This is a genomic window from Sphingopyxis witflariensis (assembly GCF_002205635.1).
Classification (GTDB): Bacteria; Pseudomonadota; Alphaproteobacteria; order Sphingomonadales; family Sphingomonadaceae; genus Sphingopyxis; species Sphingopyxis witflariensis.
The window spans coordinates 272237-288662 of record NZ_NISJ01000002.1 but is presented as its reverse complement, the minus strand read 5'-3'; the positions used below and the strand labels follow the sequence as shown (position 1 = coordinate 288662).

Below are 16426 nucleotides of genomic sequence, written 5' to 3'. Positions count from 1 at the left end.
CCCCCGTTACGCCCCACCGCTCATCGCTATGGGGCGTGTCTTTCCCCGCCACGGGAAAGACGAAGAAGAAAGGGGTGAAACGGAAAAGCGTGCCGCCACCATGACGGTGGCGGCACTGAAAAATCCGATCATTCCGCATCGCGATCACCGTCGGTCGCGTGCTCGCCGCCGGTGCGGTCGGCGAAGGGCATCTCGACCCGATCACCTTGGCAGCGATCAACCGGATTGGTCGAAGCCATCTCGGCTTCGTCCCTCTCGGACACTGTGCTTAGAGAAGGGGCTTCGTCCGCCACCCTGGTCGGGTCAGCGGAGACTCCCGCCATCACGTCGGGCTCCGCTCCGTCGTGCTTGGAACGCGTAGTGGACGGGTCGACAACCATGGCATCGCCGGGATAGCTTTCGTGGTTGTCATCGATGCTACCGACCGGCGGCGCTTCATCCGCGATGACCGTTGCCGCAGCGTCGGCCGTCGTCAGCTTCACCATCCTGAGCAACGCATCGCGCTCCTCCAGTCGGACAATGAGTGCTTCCTCGCGACGTTGCGCGTCGGCGAGTGCGTGCACAAGTTCAGCTGCCCGAATCTGCGCGGCATCGCGTTCGGCTTCCGCAGCCGTCCACTGATCGAGCAGGCTGTCGGCCTCTGCCCGCGCATCCTCGGCACGGCGCTCAGCAGCGGCCACGCGGAGCATTGTCGTTCGATTGAAATCTCCACCGATGAGGCGCACCGCATGGACGAAGCTGTTCATCGCGTCGTCCGTGAAGCGATCGACCGTCTTGCGGAACTCCGCCTGCACATGCGGCGGGACCTCCATGACCGGCGTATCGCACTCTGCGGCGCGGCGCTGTTTCCAGTCGCGCACCTTCTTGTAAAATTCGCCGCTGGGCTCGATGTCGAGCGCCTTGGCTGCGTCGTAGGGGATCAGTTCAGCGGGCGTGCAGCCGCGCTCCTCGACCAGCTGGTCGAGCATTTTGTCGAGGCCCGGCTGACGGACCCAGTCACTACTCTTTTTCATAATACCGAACTCGCTTTCCGCGAGCCGGGCCATCTTGCGAGACCTTCGATACCCGCGATATCGCAGGTGTCGAAGGTTCATGGTTATCGGGATGGTGGCCGGCCGCGCATCATCGTCAGCGCGCGGTCGCCACGCGGCGGCCGGGCGCGGTTAGTCGACGAGAACGGTTACGGTGCTGCCCAGCATTGCGGTGGGCAGCGAAGATGCCGAAGCGCTCGCGATGCCGTGACAGTCGCCCAGCTTTGCGTTGCAATCGCGTTTTTCCGCACGATCAACGAGACAACGAACGCGACAAACAAGGCAATTATCGACGTGATTCGACGGGCCATTCCTGGACCACCTCGCCTGCGCATTGCCTCGCCATCGAGGATATACCCAACGGCAGCAAGGACCGTGCCGAGCGCCTCAAACACAGCATCCGATATCGAAACGCGAGAGTCGACTTTCTGGTCTGGAAATGTATCGGCGGCGTCCATACATACTATTATAGGCGTCGGAATGAATATCGCCAATGCTATTATTTAAAATCAGTATGTCCGACGTCGTGATATGGACAGAAAGGCCCCTGCATGGACGAATCAGCACTTCGTAGGTGGGGCAATGCCTCACAGTCCGCCGGCATCGACGCATTCGCTACGGACGTTACGGGCTTCCCTATTATTCTCGAACCAGCTCTTGTGGGTCGGATCGGTCATGACGACGCGCGGCTGGTCTCATCGCTTGGCGCAAATGCCGCATGGCTCGCCGACACCTCCGTCCAGACGCGGCTCGCTGCTATCTTGGCATATCAGCGTGCGTCGCGACACCCGGTGCGGATACTAGCGCGCACCGGTCGGCCCGTGGAGATCACCAATCCGCTGTTCGGAGCGACGCTGGTCGCTGATACCGAGGGGGCGGGCGACGCCGTCACGCGTATTCTGGCGGATGCTGCCCGGCGGCAGGACAATTACCTAGCGCTTGCTGCCGCCATCCCTGAATGGTGCGAATTCCGCATCTACCAGTTGAGCAGTGCGCCTTCCAACCAGATCGCTTGGTTGCCGCGGAACCGGCGCCAACGCCGCCGCCGCGTTTCTGCAATGTTGGCATCGCGGCGTCGTTGAAACCGGTCAGCTGACCCGCCTCAGACAGGATCTTCAAGCCGGCGCCGCGTGCATATTTCCGGCCGACGCCGACAGAAAACGAATGCCCGGTCAGCAGGTCGGAAAATTCCTCCTGGTCTCGGGGTCGTCCCGCAGCTTGCCTTTCAGCGAGTGCCGAAACGAGTGATAGACATATTCAATGTCGGTGATGTCAGCTCCCCGGATGGCGGCCATTAACTTGCGCGAGATATTCTTGCCGCGATCGTTATACTTTTTATAGGTTCGCAGCGTTTCGAATATCCACTCGGCACCGACGGCACGGTTCCGTTCGACCAGGTTTAGGAAGCCAGCCTCCACCGCCAGCCGGTGGACGGGGATGTTTCGAAGGCTGGTTCTGGTCTTGACCCGCTTGGTCGTCCTACCCTCCGCTTCCTCCTCGAGGCGCTGGCGCTTCGGATCGCGCTCGATGGCGATATACCAGATGCCGTCTTCCTCCCGCACATTCGTCGGTCGCAAGTTGGCTAAACATCTCCGGGCACTGGCAGAGTATTACGAGCAAGCCTTATTAGACGCTGGTGAGCACAGGCGACCACCGCGTCCCACGGCACGCTACGAAATTCGAAGCGGTCGATGCTTTCCTTGAGAGTATCGATTGGCGACCCTTGGCCATATTTGCGGCCAACATTGGTGGAGGCATGGCCGGCCATCTGGTCGAGATCGTGCTCCGGCACGCGCCTGCGACGACCCTCGCGCCTCCAGCTGTGCCTCGTCGAGTAAAATGCCTTGTCAGGATCATCGATACCAACAGCGCGAATGGCGTCGTTGATCTCGCTCGACAGGTATTTGTAGCGGTCGCCATATTTGTCCGCCTCAAGGTCGCCAAAAACCCAATGCTCGCCACGCTGTATTTGGAGCGCGACCCAGTCGAGGAAACCGGCCTCGATGACAATCCAGTGTAGTGGCACGTCGCGCACCGACTGCAGGGTCTTCTGCCGACGCGGGCGCGTCTCAAGAGCGTCCGATACGCGCCGCTGTCTCGAGTCGGTGCGGAAGCGCATGACCCATTCTTCTCCCTCGCGGACAATTTCGTGCGGCTTAAGCTTGCAATGTTCGCCTGGCCGCGAACCGTGGAAAGGCGCAAGCAGGAGAATCCAGAACATTGTATCGCTGCAGGCTTCGGGGTTGGTCATCAACGGCGCCGTGTAAATCTTTCGCAGGTCTTCATCGGAGAAGTGGTCGCGCTCGGTTCCAGTGTGCTTTGCTCCAGCGACGGCCAGCCCAGCCGCGGGATTGTTGCCGATCCATTCCTTGTCGAAGGCGACCTCCAGCACAGAGCGGATTGCGGCGAGGTGTTTCCCAACCGTAGGCGGGCTCAGCGTCGGAAGCTTCGCGGCGCGAGCGGCGGAGATCTGTTCGCGCAACGGCAGCTCTCCAACCGCTTTTTTGGGGCGCGATGGCAATTGAGCCACGTCCTCAAGGAAGGATTTAACCATCTTGCGCGAAATGGCGCTGATGTCATCGGTGCCGGTCAACTCTCGGAATCGGTCGAGTGCAACCTGCCATTCGTCGCTGGTCTTGTCAGGAAGCTCTGGGTTGATGCCCTTGCGCTGCTGCCACGCCGCAAAAGCGTCATTAAGGGTTTGCGCTGGCGCGGACGCCCCGGCGCTCGCTGGAGTGGGCAGATGATTCGCCATTGCCGTCATCATCGGCAGCAAAACCTTCTCCACGCCCGTCGGCCAGTGGCTGAAGCGGTGCTCCGCTAAACGGCGCAGGATGCGTTCTGCCACCGCCTCGAACAAAGGCCCTCGCGGCTTTAACACAATGCCAGCGGCCTGCGCCACGATCTTCGCCTCGATCTCCACTGCTTTCCAGTCGCGTGTCAACAGATGAGCTCGGGCTACTTCGCGAAACGCAGCGCCCTTGAACACGGAATTGCTTTCGAACAGCTCGATATTCATGGTCACGGCGTCGCGGTGCGCGAACGTGGGGAAGGCTCCCACCGGGTCGGGCTGCTCAACCGGCCAGAGATCCTCGTCCACCTCACCGAGCGCTTCTTCTTGCGCCTTAGCTGCGTAGCTTCCGCCCCAGTCCAGCCGAGCGCGGAAGCTCATCATCTTCAGCATGGTGAAGCAAACGTGATCAAGCCCGCGCGTCAGATCATAATCGGCAGCGATCTCGTGTGCCTTGACGTTCGAGCGGGCTAATGCATCGAAACCGGCGGAGACGATTTTGTCCGCCTCGTCGACGACGGCCACAGTATCAGTAGCGTCGAGCCTTCGCATGAGGTCGTGGACTTCGACGAGCTTTTGCGCATGCAGCGCCCGCGCCTCCGCCTCGACACTGGTGCCGAGACTCTCTTTCCATTCGCGCTTGCCGACGCGCGCGCGGTATCTCTCCGGCACGCTCATGCGGAACCAGAGCATTTTCGACTTAGGATGACGCCATAATCCAGCCACGCGCAATCTCATCTTTGTGCCACCTTTTTGTATCACCAGGCGGCTGTTAAGTCGATGAAATGCGTTATTTTGGCAGAAATCCAACCTTCATTGAGAAGTTGGTGACCCCTACGGGACTCGAACCCGTGTTTTCGCCGTGAAAGGGCGACGTCCTAGACCGCTAGACGAAGGGGCCGTCTGATCGGTGAAGCGGCGCATTAGACGGGCATGTCGGTGCGGTCAAGGCTTCTCTCGACACTCTTTTCAAGAAGCTTGCATATGTCAAAGCGCTTGCCCTTTCCGGCCCCCGGAAACGCGGGCGACGGGGCGGTTTTCGTGCCTTTCTAATCGGCCCAGGCGGCGTCCTCCAGATGAAGCTCGGCGGCGGGGCGGCTGCCCCAGTCGTCGCGCTTGGCGCGTCCGGCGAGCCATAGCTTGCGATTCCCGCGCGTGTTGAGCAGCGTCTGGCCCAATTCTGTTTCCGCAGCGCGAAAGGCGATCGCCTTGAACCGCCCGCCGTCGTCACCCGATACGATCAGGCGGACATGATCGGTGCCGACCAGCCCCGCTTCAACGATTCGCACCGGCCCGGTCGCGACGCGCGGCGCGGGCCAGCCGGCGCCATAGGGCCCCGCGCTCTCGATTGCTTCGCACCACAGCGGCGAAATCCCGCGCGGCGCGAGCACCGCGTCGATCAGCAGCGCCTTGTCGCCGCTCGCGCGCTCGACGTCGGCCGCCAGCCGGTCGTTGAGCCACGCGCCGAGCGCGTCGATCTTGTCCGCCGCGACGGTCAGTCCCGCCGCCATCGCATGGCCGCCGCCCGCGACGAGCAGGCCGCTTTCCTTCGCCGCGAGGATTGCGGCGCCCAGATCGACGCCGCTGATCGAGCGGCCCGACCCCTTGCCCACGCCATCCTCATCGACCGCGATGACGATCGCGGGACGGTGGAGCCGTTCCTTGAGGCGCCCGGCGACGATGCCGATCACCCCGGGGTGCCAGCCCTGTCCCGACACGATCGCGACCGGGGCATTGCCGCATCGCTCGCTCGCCTCGATCGCCTGTTCGAGCACCGCCGCCTCGATCGCGCGCCTTTCCTCGTTCAACCGGTTGAGTTCCTGCGAAATGTCTGCCGCTTCCTGCGAGTCGGTGGTGGTGAGCAGGCGGACGCCGAGGTCCGATTTGCCGACGCGCCCGCCCGCGTTGATCCGCGGGCCGAGCGCGAAGCCCATGTCGCTTGCGCTCGGTGGCTTGGTCAGCCGCGCCGCGTCCATCAGCGCCGCCATCCCGATATTGCCGCGCCGCGCCATCACCTTCAGCCCCTGCGTCACCAGAGCGCGGTTGAAGCCGGTGAGCCGTGCGACATCGGCGACGGTGCCCAGCGCGACAAGGTCGAGCAGTTCGATCAGCGCGGGTTCGCTGCGGCTCGCGAAATGGCCGCGGGCGCGTAAAGTGCGCAGCAGCGCCGCGCCGAGCAGGAAGGCGACGCCAACCGCCGCCAGATTGCCGTGCGCCGCCGCATCAGGCACTTCGTCGAGCCTGTTGGGGTTCACCACAGCAAAGGCCGCCGGAAGCGTCGTGGCGCACTGGTGATGATCGACGATGATCACCTCGACCCCCGCGGCGTTCGCCTCGGCGATTGCCTCAAAGGCTTGCGCACCGCAATCGACGGTGACGACGAGTTTCGACCCGGCCTCGCCGATCTTGACCAGCGCGGCGCCCGACGGGCCATAGCCCTCCATCAACCGGTCGGGGATATAGGCGCCCGCAGGCAGCCCCAGCCCGCGCAGCAGCAGGACGAGCAAAGCCGCCGAGGTCGCGCCGTCGACGTCATAATCGCCAAAGATCGTTACCGCCTCACCGCGCTCGACCGCATCGGCGAGCCGCGCCGCGGCGGCATCCATGTCGCGGAACAGCGACGGGTCGGGCATGAAACCGCGCAAGGTCGGGTTGCGCTGGCGCTCAAGGTCGTCGCGCGTCACGCCGCGCGCGAGCAATAATTGGGTGACCAGATCGTCGGGGGCCAGATTCTCGGACGCCATGTCGGCGCTCGCGCGGCGCCAATGCCACGGCTGGCCAAGGATCGACCGGGTGATGCCGAGTGCCGCGCCGCTCATCGCCGCGCTCCGGCGGCGAGGATGCGGTCGCGCAAGTCTTGCGCGACGCTGATCGGAATTGCAGGAATTTCATGCGCCGCGAGCGCGCTGCCGCCGGGAACCCCGAACACAAGCGTTCCGAGCCCGAGCGGCCGGAGGATGAAGTCGGTCTTGAGGTCGACGCTTTGCACCGATGCATGGGGGAGGAGGGTCATTTTGGGTTTCCAGAAGCCGCGGCGGATCGCGACACTATCGCCCAGATCGGTCCAGCGGTGAAAGCGTGCGCCGAAGAACGCCGCGATCGCGATGGGTAGCGCGGCGATGAGCCCGAGCCAACCCGCGCGTTCGCCGAGCGATAGTGCGATCAGCCCGCCGGTCGCGGCGAAAGTCGCACCGATCAATCCGCCGAGCGCGATGATGCCGTGGCTGCGCTGCCACGGTTGCGCATCGTCCGGCCGCGCAATCGCCACCTCGGCGAGCACCTGGTCGATTGCGTCCAACCGCGCGAAGGGCACGACCTGATGGTCGCGCTCCTTCCCGCCGTCGCTGGCGAGGCTTTGCAGGCGCAGCTCGTGCCAGCCGAAACGCTTGCGGAACCAGCCGGTGACGAGGATCGCCGCCTGCACCCGGCGGACCGGCACCGCGACGTCGGTACGCGTCGTCAGCCCGCGCGTCCGGCGTAGCGCGCGCGGTTCGCGGGTCAGGCGGAAGTTCCAGTTGGCGAAGAGCATCAGGATGATCCCGCTCGCAAAGCCGATGAAGAGCAGCGAGACGGCCGCGCCGACCCCCGCGACCCAGCGATGTGCTAGCACCCATTGGTCGAGGCCATAATCCTCGGCGATGTCGATCCAGTCGGCTGGGTTGAAGGTGTTGAAATCGAAGGGCAGGAAATTGTCGAACAGCTGCATGCCCGCGCCGACCACCGCGAGCGCGGCAAGCGAGAAATTGAACAGCCCCGCGACGAGCAACTGGTGCGGGGTCATCGCAAAGAGCAGCCGGTCTTCGGCAACCGATGTTTCGGTCTCCGCCACCGGAGCAACCGCCTCGCTGCGGTGGGCGCGGATCGTCGTGCGCAGCGCCTGCGCCGCGTCGAGCCCGATCGCGTCGAGGTCGGCGTCATTCTCCTGCCCGCCCGCGCCAGTTTCGAACCCGACCTTGGCGATGCCGAGCGCGCGCGCGACGAGCCCCTGTTCGATGCCGACGTCCTGGATGCGGTCGAAGGGGATGGTGCGGTGCTGGCGCGACAGCACGCCGCTTTCGATCACCACTTCATTCGCGCTTACTGCAAAGCGGAAGCGCAGCCATTGGAGCCATGCGGTGACCAGCGAGAAGAGCAGAAAGGCGAGCAGCGCCGGGACGACATAGGCCCATTTGCCCGCAAAGCCGATGGCGGCGAGCGCGGGCACGAAGTTGAGCGAGCGCGGGCCGAGCCTGACGATCGCCAGCGCGAGCGTTGCGGGGTGCAGCCGCTGCCACTCGGGCTCGACGGCCGCGGGCACGGCAGACATGTCGGCTTCGCTCATGCGAAGTCGGTCTGGATATGGCGGCGGATCGTCTCGCGCATTGCGGCCGCCAGATCGGCGTGGAGGCCGGGCAATGTCACCATGCTGTTGTGCGTCCCCGACGTGTGGACGATCAGGTGCGACAGGCCGAACCAGCGCTCGATCGGTCCCTGACCGACATCGATATGCTGGACGCGCACAAAGGGGACGATGGTGTCGGTGCGGAACAGCCAGCCGCGCGCGACGCGCAGCTGGCCTTCGCCGATCTTGTACCCCCAACGCTGCATGCGCCGCGCCGGGAAGCTGACGATCGCGAAAATCGCGAGCGCCCAGGCCAGCGCGGTGATCAGCCCATAGGGACCCTCGATATGGCGGATCAGCATATAGTCGAAAACGCTCGCCGCGATCCCGAACGGCACCATGTTGAGCGCCGTCGCGGCGCGCAGCACATGGGTATAGGCCGGGTTAACCGGATCGAGCCCGTCGGCGGCGTTGATCGCGTCATGAGCCAAGGGATCGGTCGGCGCGGGGGCGGTGTCGGTCATGACCCTCTGTTAGTCGGTTGCCCCCCTAGGGGACAACCACATTGAAACGCGGGTTGGCGGGCGGGTGGAGAGCGAACCATGACAGGAACGCCATGCGATCGCCATCGATCTTGATCGCCCCCGACTGCATCAGCGCGGGGAATTGCGCCTGCCCCAGCATCACATCGTCGAGGGTCGCGCGGTTGAGCGTGATCGTCGCGGTTGGCGCGGCGTCGGTCACGCCGTAACGCGGCACCTCGACCCCGCCGCCGACGACCACCGCGACGCTCTCCTTGCTGTCGGGCAGCACGAACTGGAAAGTCCCCGCGACCGCCGCGCCCTTTGCCGCATCGAAGCGCGTCGCGAGCGCATCGAAAAACACCCCGGTCGGGATCGCGCTGACGAATGATCGGCTCTGGCCATTGCCCGATATGTTCTCGACCGCATTGCCACGCAGGCTGGCGGCGGCGGCGAGATAATAATTTCGCCACGCGCCGGACTCGGCCTGATAACCAAGCTGGTCATAGGCCGAGGCAAGCGCCGCGCGGCCATCCTGATTGTCGGGCTGCGCGAAGACCAGCTTGTTCAGCAGTTCAGCCGCCCAGCGATACTCGCCCGCCGCAATCGCCGCTTTGCCCGCCGCGAGCAATTTGTCGGCCCCGCCCGCAAGCGCGACATATTTGGGCGCGCTGGCTTCGGGCGGCAGCGGGTTGAAATTGGCGGGATTGCCGTCCCACCAGCCGAAATAGCGCTGATAGGTCGCCTTCATGTCGTGATTGACCGTGCCATAATAGCCGCGGGTCGAGAAATCGCGTCCCTGCACCGGCGCTTCGGGCGTCTGGTCGGCAAGTTCGTGCAGGGTCGCGCCGCGATTTGCGAGAAACAGGGTGCGGTCGTGGACATAGCGATAGGCGTCGCGCTGGTTGGCCAGCAGGGTGCTGACCTCCCCCGCCCCCCAAGTCGGCCAGTGATGCGACGCCATGACGACATCGGCCTTGCCGCCCCATTTCATCAGCGTCGCGTCGATCACCTTCGACCAGCGCAGCGCATCGCGCACCTGCGCCCCGCGCAAGGTCAGCACATTGTGCAGATTATGGGTGACGACCTCGGTCGAGTGGAGCGCCTTATAGGCCGGGATGTAAAAGACGAACTCCGACGGCGCCTCGGTCCCGCCGGCGTCGAGAAATTCGAACGCCAGCCCGTCGATCGTCAGCGTGCCGCCGCCTTCGCCCACCGTCTCGGTCGGTTCCATATAACCGATGGTGCCTGATGACAGCTTCGGCCCCAGCCCGGTGTCGACCTGTCCGGTCGGCCCGGGCGCGAGGATCGACCCGAACATATAGAGCGCACGGCGGCCCATCGCTGCGCCCGCGAGGACATTTTCCGACGTCGCTTCTTCGGAAAAGCCGTGCGGCGCGATGATGCGGATTTTTTCGCGCTTCACCCGTTCGGGGGTCACGATGCCGCCGACGCCACCGAAATGGTCGCTGTGGCTGTGGCTGAAGATCACCGCCTTGATCGGCAGCTTGCCCGACTTTGCCTCGACCGTGTCGGCGAACAGCTTCCATCCCGCCGCCGCAGCCTCTTCGGACAGCAGGGGATCGACGACGATCCATCCCGCCTTGCCACGGATGATCGTCATCACCGAAATATCATAGCCGCGGATTTGCCAGATTTTCCCCGGCACCACCTCGAACAATCCGTGCACCGCATTCAGCCGCGCCTGCCGCCACAGCGACGGATTGACCGTATCGGGCGCACGCTCGGCGGCGAGGAAGGCATAGGGCCGCCGGTCCCACACCGTCTTGCCGTCCTTGGTCAGGATCACCCCGTCGGCGATCTCGGCGATCTTGCCGCGCATGACATTCGCCATGTCGCGCGGATCGTCCAGCGGCAGGCGCGCCGCCAGTTCGGCCTGCGCCGCGCGGGTCGCCGCGCTCGCGGCATCCTGCGCGCTGGCGGGAAGGGGGGCAGTGAGCGGCAGGCAGGTCGCCAGCAACAGGACGGTCAAACGGCGCATATCATTCTCCCCCAAATTTCGGGGTAGCTTGCGCCGGACGTCCCTGCTTGGCAAGCATCAGCTATGGACGAAACCCCACCCACGCTGCTGATCATATGGCACAGCCGCACCGGCGGCAGCCGTGCGCTCGCCGAAGTCGCCGCGGCGGGCGGCGGCGATTCGGCGCGGCTCGCCGCCGCCGACGATGTCACTCCAGAAATGTTGCTGGCGGCAGGCGCCTATCTCTTCGTCGGCCCCGAAAATCTCGCTGCCCTGTCGGGCGCGATGAAGGAGATGTTCGACCGCTGCTATTATCCCTGCCTCGGCCGGATCGAGGGGCGCCCCTATGCGACGATTATCTGCGCCGGATCCGACGGCGAAAATGCCCAACGCCAACTCGACCGCATCGCCACCGGCTGGCGGCTGAAACGCGTAGCGGACCATATGATCGTCAACACCGACGCACAGACCCCCGAAGCGATCCTCGCGCTGAAAAGGATCGCGCAAGACCGCCTGACCGAAGCGCGCGATCTGGGCGCCGCGCTGGTTGAGGGGCTGGCTGCCGGAATTTTCTGACTCCTATTTCTCGTCACCCCGGACTTGATCCGGGGGCCAGAAGGCGAGGACTGCCATGGATCCCGGATCAAGTCCGGGGTGACGAAGAGTGGAGTGTCTGAATTGGGGTGGGAAGCGGACATAAAGATCCTCCCTGTCGCGCAGCGATGGGGAGGGGGACCGCCGCCGCAGGCGGTGGTGGAGGGGCAGCGACGTCAGCGCCCATAGCCCCTCCGTCAGCCCTTCGGGCTGCCACCTCCCCATGCCTGCGGCACAGGGAGGATCGAATGGCCGCAACTGGTCGCTTACGGCCATTCCCGTTCCCCGGCGAAAGCCGGGGCCCAGAGCATTACAGAGCAGGCGTCAGTTGGTGGCGCTCTGCCCCCGGCTTTCGCTGGGGAACAGCTGATTTCGACCGCCACCCGCCCGAACGCGCCTTACGCCGCCCGATGCTCGCCCTTCACCCAGCGCACCGTGCCCGACGAAGCGCGCATCACGACCGTCTCGGTGGTCATCACGCCGTCGCGGCGGTGCTTGACCCCGCGCAGCAGCGATCCGTCGGTGACGCCGGTTGCGGCGAAGATCACGTCACCCTTGGCGAGGTCTTCGAGGTCATAGACGCGGTCGAGATCCTCGACCCCCCATTTGGCTGCGCGCTTGCGTTCGTCGTCGTTGCGGAACAGCAAGCGGCCCTTGAACTGGCCGCCGACGCAGCGCAGCGCCGCAGCAGCCAGCACGCCCTCGGGGGCGCCGCCGCTGCCCATATAAATATCGACATTGGTTTCGGGATTGGTCGTCGCGATCACCCCGGCGACGTCGCCGTCGGGGATCAGCGCGACGCCGCAGCCGATGCGGCGCAATTCGGTGATGATCGCTTCGTGACGCGGGCGGTCGAGCACGCACACCATGATGTCTTCGGGGCCGCAGCCCTTTTCTTTCGCCACCGCTGCGACATTCTGCGCGACGCTATTGTCGAAATTGACGATGTTCGGCGAATAGCCGGGGCCGACCGCGAGCTTGTCCATATAGACGTCGGGGGCGTTGAGCAGGCAACCTTCTTCGGCGATCGCGAGTACGGCGAGCGCGTTGGGGCCGGCCTTGGCGGTGATCGTCGTGCCTTCCAGCGGATCGACCGCGATGTCGATCTTCGGGCCCTTGCCCGGCGCGTTGCCGACCTTTTCGCCAATATAGAGCATCGGCGCCTCGTCGCGCTCGCCTTCGCCGATGACGATGGTGCCGTCCATATAAAGCGTGTTGAACGCGGTGCGCATCGCTTCGACCGCGGCCGCATCGGCGGCCTTTTCATTGCCGCGCCCGATCAGCTTGGCAGCGGCGATCGCCGCCGCTTCGGTGACGCGCACCATTTCGAGCACGAGCACGCGGTCGAGGTTGCTGCTGTTCGTCATCCGATGATCTCCGTCTTTCTTCTTGCCTTGTCGCCCGGGTCGGGCATTGTGCGCGCCATATGGCCGGTCGCACCGCTTGTCGAGGATGCTTCGCCCGTTACGGTGCTGCCTTTGCTCTCGCCTGTGTCATGACCGTGACAGCCGGAGCGCAGGTTCAGGGGCCGCCGGCGCCTCCGCCGCCGCGCAACGCCGAAACCGCCGCCGCCAACGCAAAAGAGATGGTCGACCCGATCCGCCGCTGCAAACCCGCCGAGGATGGATCGATCACGGTGTGCGGCAGCGATACCGAACGCCACCGCCTGTCACCCGAATTGCGCGCGATTGCGGGCGTCGGACGATCGACCAAGCCTCAGATTCCGCGCGCCGAGGCGCAGGGAGTTATCGGGGACAAGCTGCCCTATAATTGGGTCTCGTTCGGCGGGAGGGCAAAGCCCGGCCCCGAATATAATGCATTATACGAAATGGCGAAGCGTGCGACCGACCCCGAAACCGGCGAACCCGCCGCGCCTGATGAGCCTGAGCCCTAGAGCGCCAGGATCGGCATGTGCATCGGGGTGCCGATAACATGGTCCGACGCCGCGAGGATCGCCAGCGCGGCGTGAATCGCGCGCGCCGGACCTTCGTGAGTGACCAGCGCGATGACCACACCGCCTTCGGTTCCGTTGCCGCGCTGGATGAAGCTTTCGATCGACACGTCGGCATCGCGCATTGCGGTCGCGATTTCGGCCAGCACGCCGATCCGGTCCTCGACGATCAGGCGGACATAATGTTTGCCGACGCGCGCGCCGGCATCGGCAACCGGCGCCTGATCGAGGGCATCGACCGGCATCGCAAAGGCGGGGCCATATTCGTCGCGCGCGATGTCGATGATGTCGGCGACGATGGCAGAGGCTGTCGGCCCCGCGCCCGCGCCCGCGCCCTCGAAGAACAGACGGCCGACGAAATTGCCCTCGGCAACGACGGCGTTGAGTGCGCCGGGGACATAAGCGAGCGGATGGTCGGCGGGGACGAGGCACGGCTGGACATGCTGCGACAGGCCGGCTTCGTCGCGTTCGGCCATGCCGATCAGGCGGACGCGGTGGCCCAGCGCCTCGGCCTCGCGAATGTCGGCGGCGATGATGTTGCGAATGCCGTTCGCGGTGACCGCGCCGATGTCGAGCTTGGTTCCGAAACAGAGCGAGGCGAGGATCGACAATTTATGCGCGGCGTCGATGCCGTCGACATCGAAGGTCGGGTCGGCTTCGGCATAGCCTTCGGCCTGCGCGGCGGCGAGTGCCTCGGCAAAGCCCGCGCCTTCACGCTCCATCAGCGTCAGGATATAATTGCAGGTGCCGTTGAGAATGCCATAGACGCGCGCGATCTCGTTCGCCGACGCGCCTTCGCGGATCGCCTTGATCACCGGGATGCCGCCCGCGACCGCGGCTTCATATTTCAGCGGGGTGTCGGTGCTTTCGGCGAGCCGCGCGAGGTCGAGGCCGTGGTGCGCGATCATCGCCTTGTTGGCGGTCACGAGCGCCTTGCCCGCGCCGAGCGTCTGGCGCGCGAGGGTGAGCGCGGGGCCGTCGGCGCCGCCGATCATCTCGACGACGACATCGACGTCATCGGCTGCGACGAGCGCCGCCATGTCATCTTCCCAGCGATAGGCCGACAGGTCGATGCCGCGATCCTTGTGGCGGTCGCGCGCCGACAGTGCGACGATCTCGATCGCCCGCCCGGCGCGGCGCGCGATCAGGTCGCGGTTCGCCTCGAGCAAGCGCACCACGCCGCCGCCGACGACGCCAATTCCGGCAAGCGCCACGCGCAGGGGCGGCCGGGGGGCGGTGGGGGCGGGGTGGGGAGACATGCGGACACTCCATATATATAGACGCGGGCCGATCCCCGCCGGTGGCAGCGCCCTATCGGCTTTTGGGCCGGAAACAAGCCCGCAGTGCGCGTATCGCTAGTTCACCTCGTTAGTTCACCGGTGGCTTGCGGGTCCGCGTGCAATCGCCGAGTGCGCCCAGCACGACGCCATAGTCCGACGCCGCCTTGCGCCGGTCCTCGGGCGCGGTGCCCGCCAGTTTGTTGAGCGGCAGCTGGCGCGGCAGGCCGCAGGCGAGGCGATACCAGGCGAGCGTATTCCGCGCCGGAACCGCGGCCGATCCGTCGACGATTTCGCCGAACGCCGCGGCCCAGCGGCGCGACCCATCGGCAGCGGTCAGGATGGTCAGCGACACCGGTTCGCCGGTTTTGGTATCGAGGAACAATTGCGTCTCGCCCTCACCGGGCAAGGTGCCGGGGACGTGAAAGCCGTTGGCGATGCCGGTGATCGCCGGCGGAGCGCCCGGCTTGACCAGTTCGGTCAGGATCGCGCGTAGCTGCGCGTCGGTTGCCGGATCCCAGGGAAGCTGGGCATCGGGGGCGACCAGGCGGACGCTGCTGGTGCTGTTGTTTCCCGCGCTCGTCCCCGCGACCGGACGGGCAAAGAGCAGGACCGGCTGCTTCTTTTTGAGCTTCACCGGCTTGCCCCTGGCGTCGAGCGGCAGGTCGACGAGATAGGAGATGCGCGCGGCGAGCGGTCCGGCTCCGCGAATCAGGCTGATGACGTCTGCTTCGATGTAGAATCGTGCCCGACCGGCCGCCACGCCGGGGGCCTGTTCCGGCTTGAGCGGCGCGGCCTTATAGATGCTGGCGTGTAATACCATGGGTGCGCTGGTGGCCAGATCGGCGATGTCGGCATAGCTGAAAGGGTTGGTTGCGGCGGCTGCAGGCGGGGGCGCCTGCATCGCCGAAACTTGGGGAATCCCGTAGCTTAGCGTAACCAGGCCGGCGAGCGCGGCCGGCAAAAATGCGCGCATGATCGTTTCGCTTTCCAACATATGTGACACCGGTAGCGGTGCCTAAAGCCCCATCATGAGGCACTGCACATTAACCGCTGATAAAGGGTTTGCGAACTTGCCGCCACCGCGATAGGACGTCAGGCGAAGCGACCGGCAAGAACAGATATGGCCGGTTGCTGCGCCGTCGGGTCTGCGGAACGCATCGGAAATCATCCGGGCTTATTGCAACTCCCCCCGACGGTATGGATTGGTGTCAGGATGATCTAGCAAGGAGCGTCGTTCCTGAATGGCTTATGGTGATAATGTCGACCCTAAAAATAGGGTAGTGGCAATTGTCTTGGTCGGTTTGTTCACAGCGGTTCTGGGCTATGGCCTGGTTAACGGCTTGAACATCAGTATCGTCAAGAAAATTGCCGAAAAATTGGATGTGGTGGACGTAGAAGAACCGCCGCCGCCGGAAGAGCCGCCGCCGCCGCCGCCGCCGGACAATGTCCTGCCGCCGCCGCCGCCGGTGGTGACGCCGCCGTCGGTGATTCCGCCGCCGGTGACGACGAACACGATGCAGTCGCAGCGCGAAATCCCCCCCGCGCCGCCGCCGCCGGTCTATACGCCGCCGGCTCCCCCTGCGCCGCCGCCGTCGCCGGATCTCAGCGCCGCTGGTACGCCGAAGGGCAACCCGGGTCGCTGGGCGACGAACGACGATTATCCGGCGCGCGCCATGCGCGAAGAGCGTGAAGGGACGACCGGTTTCCGTGTCACCTATGGCGCCGATGGCCGGATTACGTCGTGCGACGTGACGTCGTCGAGTGGTCATGGCGATCTGGACGCCGAAACCTGTAAGCTCATTACGCGCCGCGGCCGGTTCAATCCGGGCAAGGATCGTGCGGGCAACCCCACGGGCGGGTCTTACAGCAATCGTATCCGTTGGCAGATTCCGCGCTGATTTTCGGCACGGATATCGGTTTCAAGGGCATCCAAATTTCTTGATTTACGAATATTTG

14 protein-coding genes and 1 tRNA gene are annotated in these 16426 nt (G+C 64.9%); 4 read left to right on the top strand and 11 right to left on the bottom strand.

The annotated features are described in order from the left end of the window. Window positions 1-128: 128 nt before the first annotated feature. Complete coding sequence (locus CDQ91_RS05380) at window positions 129-1046, bottom strand: hypothetical protein (RefSeq protein WP_088471685.1); 918 nt, start codon at window positions 1044-1046, stop codon at window positions 129-131. A 536-nt stretch (window positions 1047-1582) separates the two neighbouring features. Between CDQ91_RS05380 and CDQ91_RS05375 the strand changes: the two genes are divergently transcribed. After that, window positions 1583-2113 carry a hypothetical protein gene (locus CDQ91_RS05375; protein WP_088471684.1) on the top strand — a complete coding sequence of 177 codons (531 nt, stop codon included), beginning with the start codon at window positions 1583-1585 and terminating at the stop codon, window positions 2111-2113. A 90-nt stretch (window positions 2114-2203) separates the two neighbouring features. Here the strand turns inward: CDQ91_RS05375 and CDQ91_RS05370 are convergent, their stop codons facing one another. The 7 genes from CDQ91_RS05370 to CDQ91_RS05340 form a co-directional block, all read right to left on the bottom strand. Then, on the bottom strand, window positions 2204-2608 hold the full coding sequence (locus CDQ91_RS05370) for a site-specific integrase (RefSeq protein ID WP_144036695.1): 405 nt from the start codon (window positions 2606-2608) through the stop codon (window positions 2204-2206). 5 nt (window positions 2609-2613) lie between these two features. Continuing rightward, a complete protein-coding gene (locus CDQ91_RS05365) occupies window positions 2614-4560 on the bottom strand; it encodes a DUF6538 domain-containing protein (protein ID WP_144036694.1) in 1947 nt (648 codons plus the stop codon). Between the two features lie 87 nt (window positions 4561-4647). Continuing rightward, window positions 4648-4723: transfer RNA gene (locus CDQ91_RS05360), tRNA-Glu, on the bottom strand. Between the two features lie 148 nt (window positions 4724-4871). Continuing rightward, the gene (gene recJ / locus CDQ91_RS05355; RefSeq protein WP_088471681.1) at window positions 4872-6641 is read right to left on the bottom strand and encodes a single-stranded-DNA-specific exonuclease RecJ; all 1770 of its coding nucleotides are present in this window, start codon (window positions 6639-6641) and stop codon (window positions 4872-4874) included. Next, window positions 6638-8143, bottom strand: a complete 1506-nt coding sequence (locus tag CDQ91_RS05350; protein WP_088471680.1) for a PH domain-containing protein — start codon at window positions 8141-8143, stop codon at window positions 6638-6640. Before CDQ91_RS05350 ends, recJ begins: the two co-directional genes overlap by 4 nt. Then, window positions 8140-8667, bottom strand: a complete 528-nt coding sequence (locus CDQ91_RS05345; protein WP_088471679.1) for a PH domain-containing protein — start codon at window positions 8665-8667, stop codon at window positions 8140-8142. The genes CDQ91_RS05350 and CDQ91_RS05345 overlap by 4 nt, the downstream gene beginning before the upstream one ends. Window positions 8668-8692: 25 nt before the next feature. After that, a complete protein-coding gene (locus tag CDQ91_RS05340) occupies window positions 8693-10666 on the bottom strand; it encodes an alkyl/aryl-sulfatase (protein ID WP_088471678.1) in 1974 nt (657 codons plus the stop codon). A 63-nt stretch (window positions 10667-10729) separates the two neighbouring features. Here CDQ91_RS05340 and CDQ91_RS05335 point away from each other — a divergent pair, with 63 nt between their 5' ends. Further along, window positions 10730-11221, top strand: coding sequence for a flavodoxin family protein (locus CDQ91_RS05335; protein ID WP_088471677.1), 492 nt, complete (start codon window positions 10730-10732; stop codon window positions 11219-11221). A 416-nt stretch (window positions 11222-11637) separates the two neighbouring features. Here CDQ91_RS05335 and glpX read toward each other — a convergent pair whose 3' ends face one another. Then, entirely contained in the window at window positions 11638-12606 is a 969-nt protein-coding gene (gene glpX / locus CDQ91_RS05330) for a class II fructose-bisphosphatase (RefSeq protein ID WP_088471676.1), read from the bottom strand. Between the two features lie 128 nt (window positions 12607-12734). Between glpX and CDQ91_RS05325 the strand changes: the two genes are divergently transcribed. After that, window positions 12735-13133: a hypothetical protein gene (locus tag CDQ91_RS05325; RefSeq protein WP_237245831.1), complete on the top strand. Its 399-nt coding sequence runs from the start codon at window positions 12735-12737 to the stop codon at window positions 13131-13133. Here CDQ91_RS05325 and CDQ91_RS05320 read toward each other — a convergent pair. Both CDQ91_RS05320 and CDQ91_RS05315 read right to left on the bottom strand, forming a co-directional pair. Further along, window positions 13130-14449, bottom strand: coding sequence for a homoserine dehydrogenase (locus CDQ91_RS05320; protein WP_088471674.1), 1320 nt, complete (start codon window positions 14447-14449; stop codon window positions 13130-13132). The two genes, CDQ91_RS05325 and CDQ91_RS05320, sit on opposite strands and share 4 nt — an antisense overlap. A 109-nt stretch (window positions 14450-14558) precedes the next feature. Continuing rightward, window positions 14559-15443 carry a hypothetical protein gene (locus CDQ91_RS05315; protein WP_088471923.1) on the bottom strand — a complete coding sequence of 295 codons (885 nt, stop codon included), beginning with the start codon at window positions 15441-15443 and terminating at the stop codon, window positions 14559-14561. A 268-nt stretch (window positions 15444-15711) separates the two neighbouring features. Between CDQ91_RS05315 and CDQ91_RS05310 the strand changes: the two genes are divergently transcribed. After that, window positions 15712-16368 carry an energy transducer TonB gene (locus tag CDQ91_RS05310; protein ID WP_088471673.1) on the top strand — a complete coding sequence of 219 codons (657 nt, stop codon included), beginning with the start codon at window positions 15712-15714 and terminating at the stop codon, window positions 16366-16368. Window positions 16369-16426: the final 58 nt, after the last annotated feature.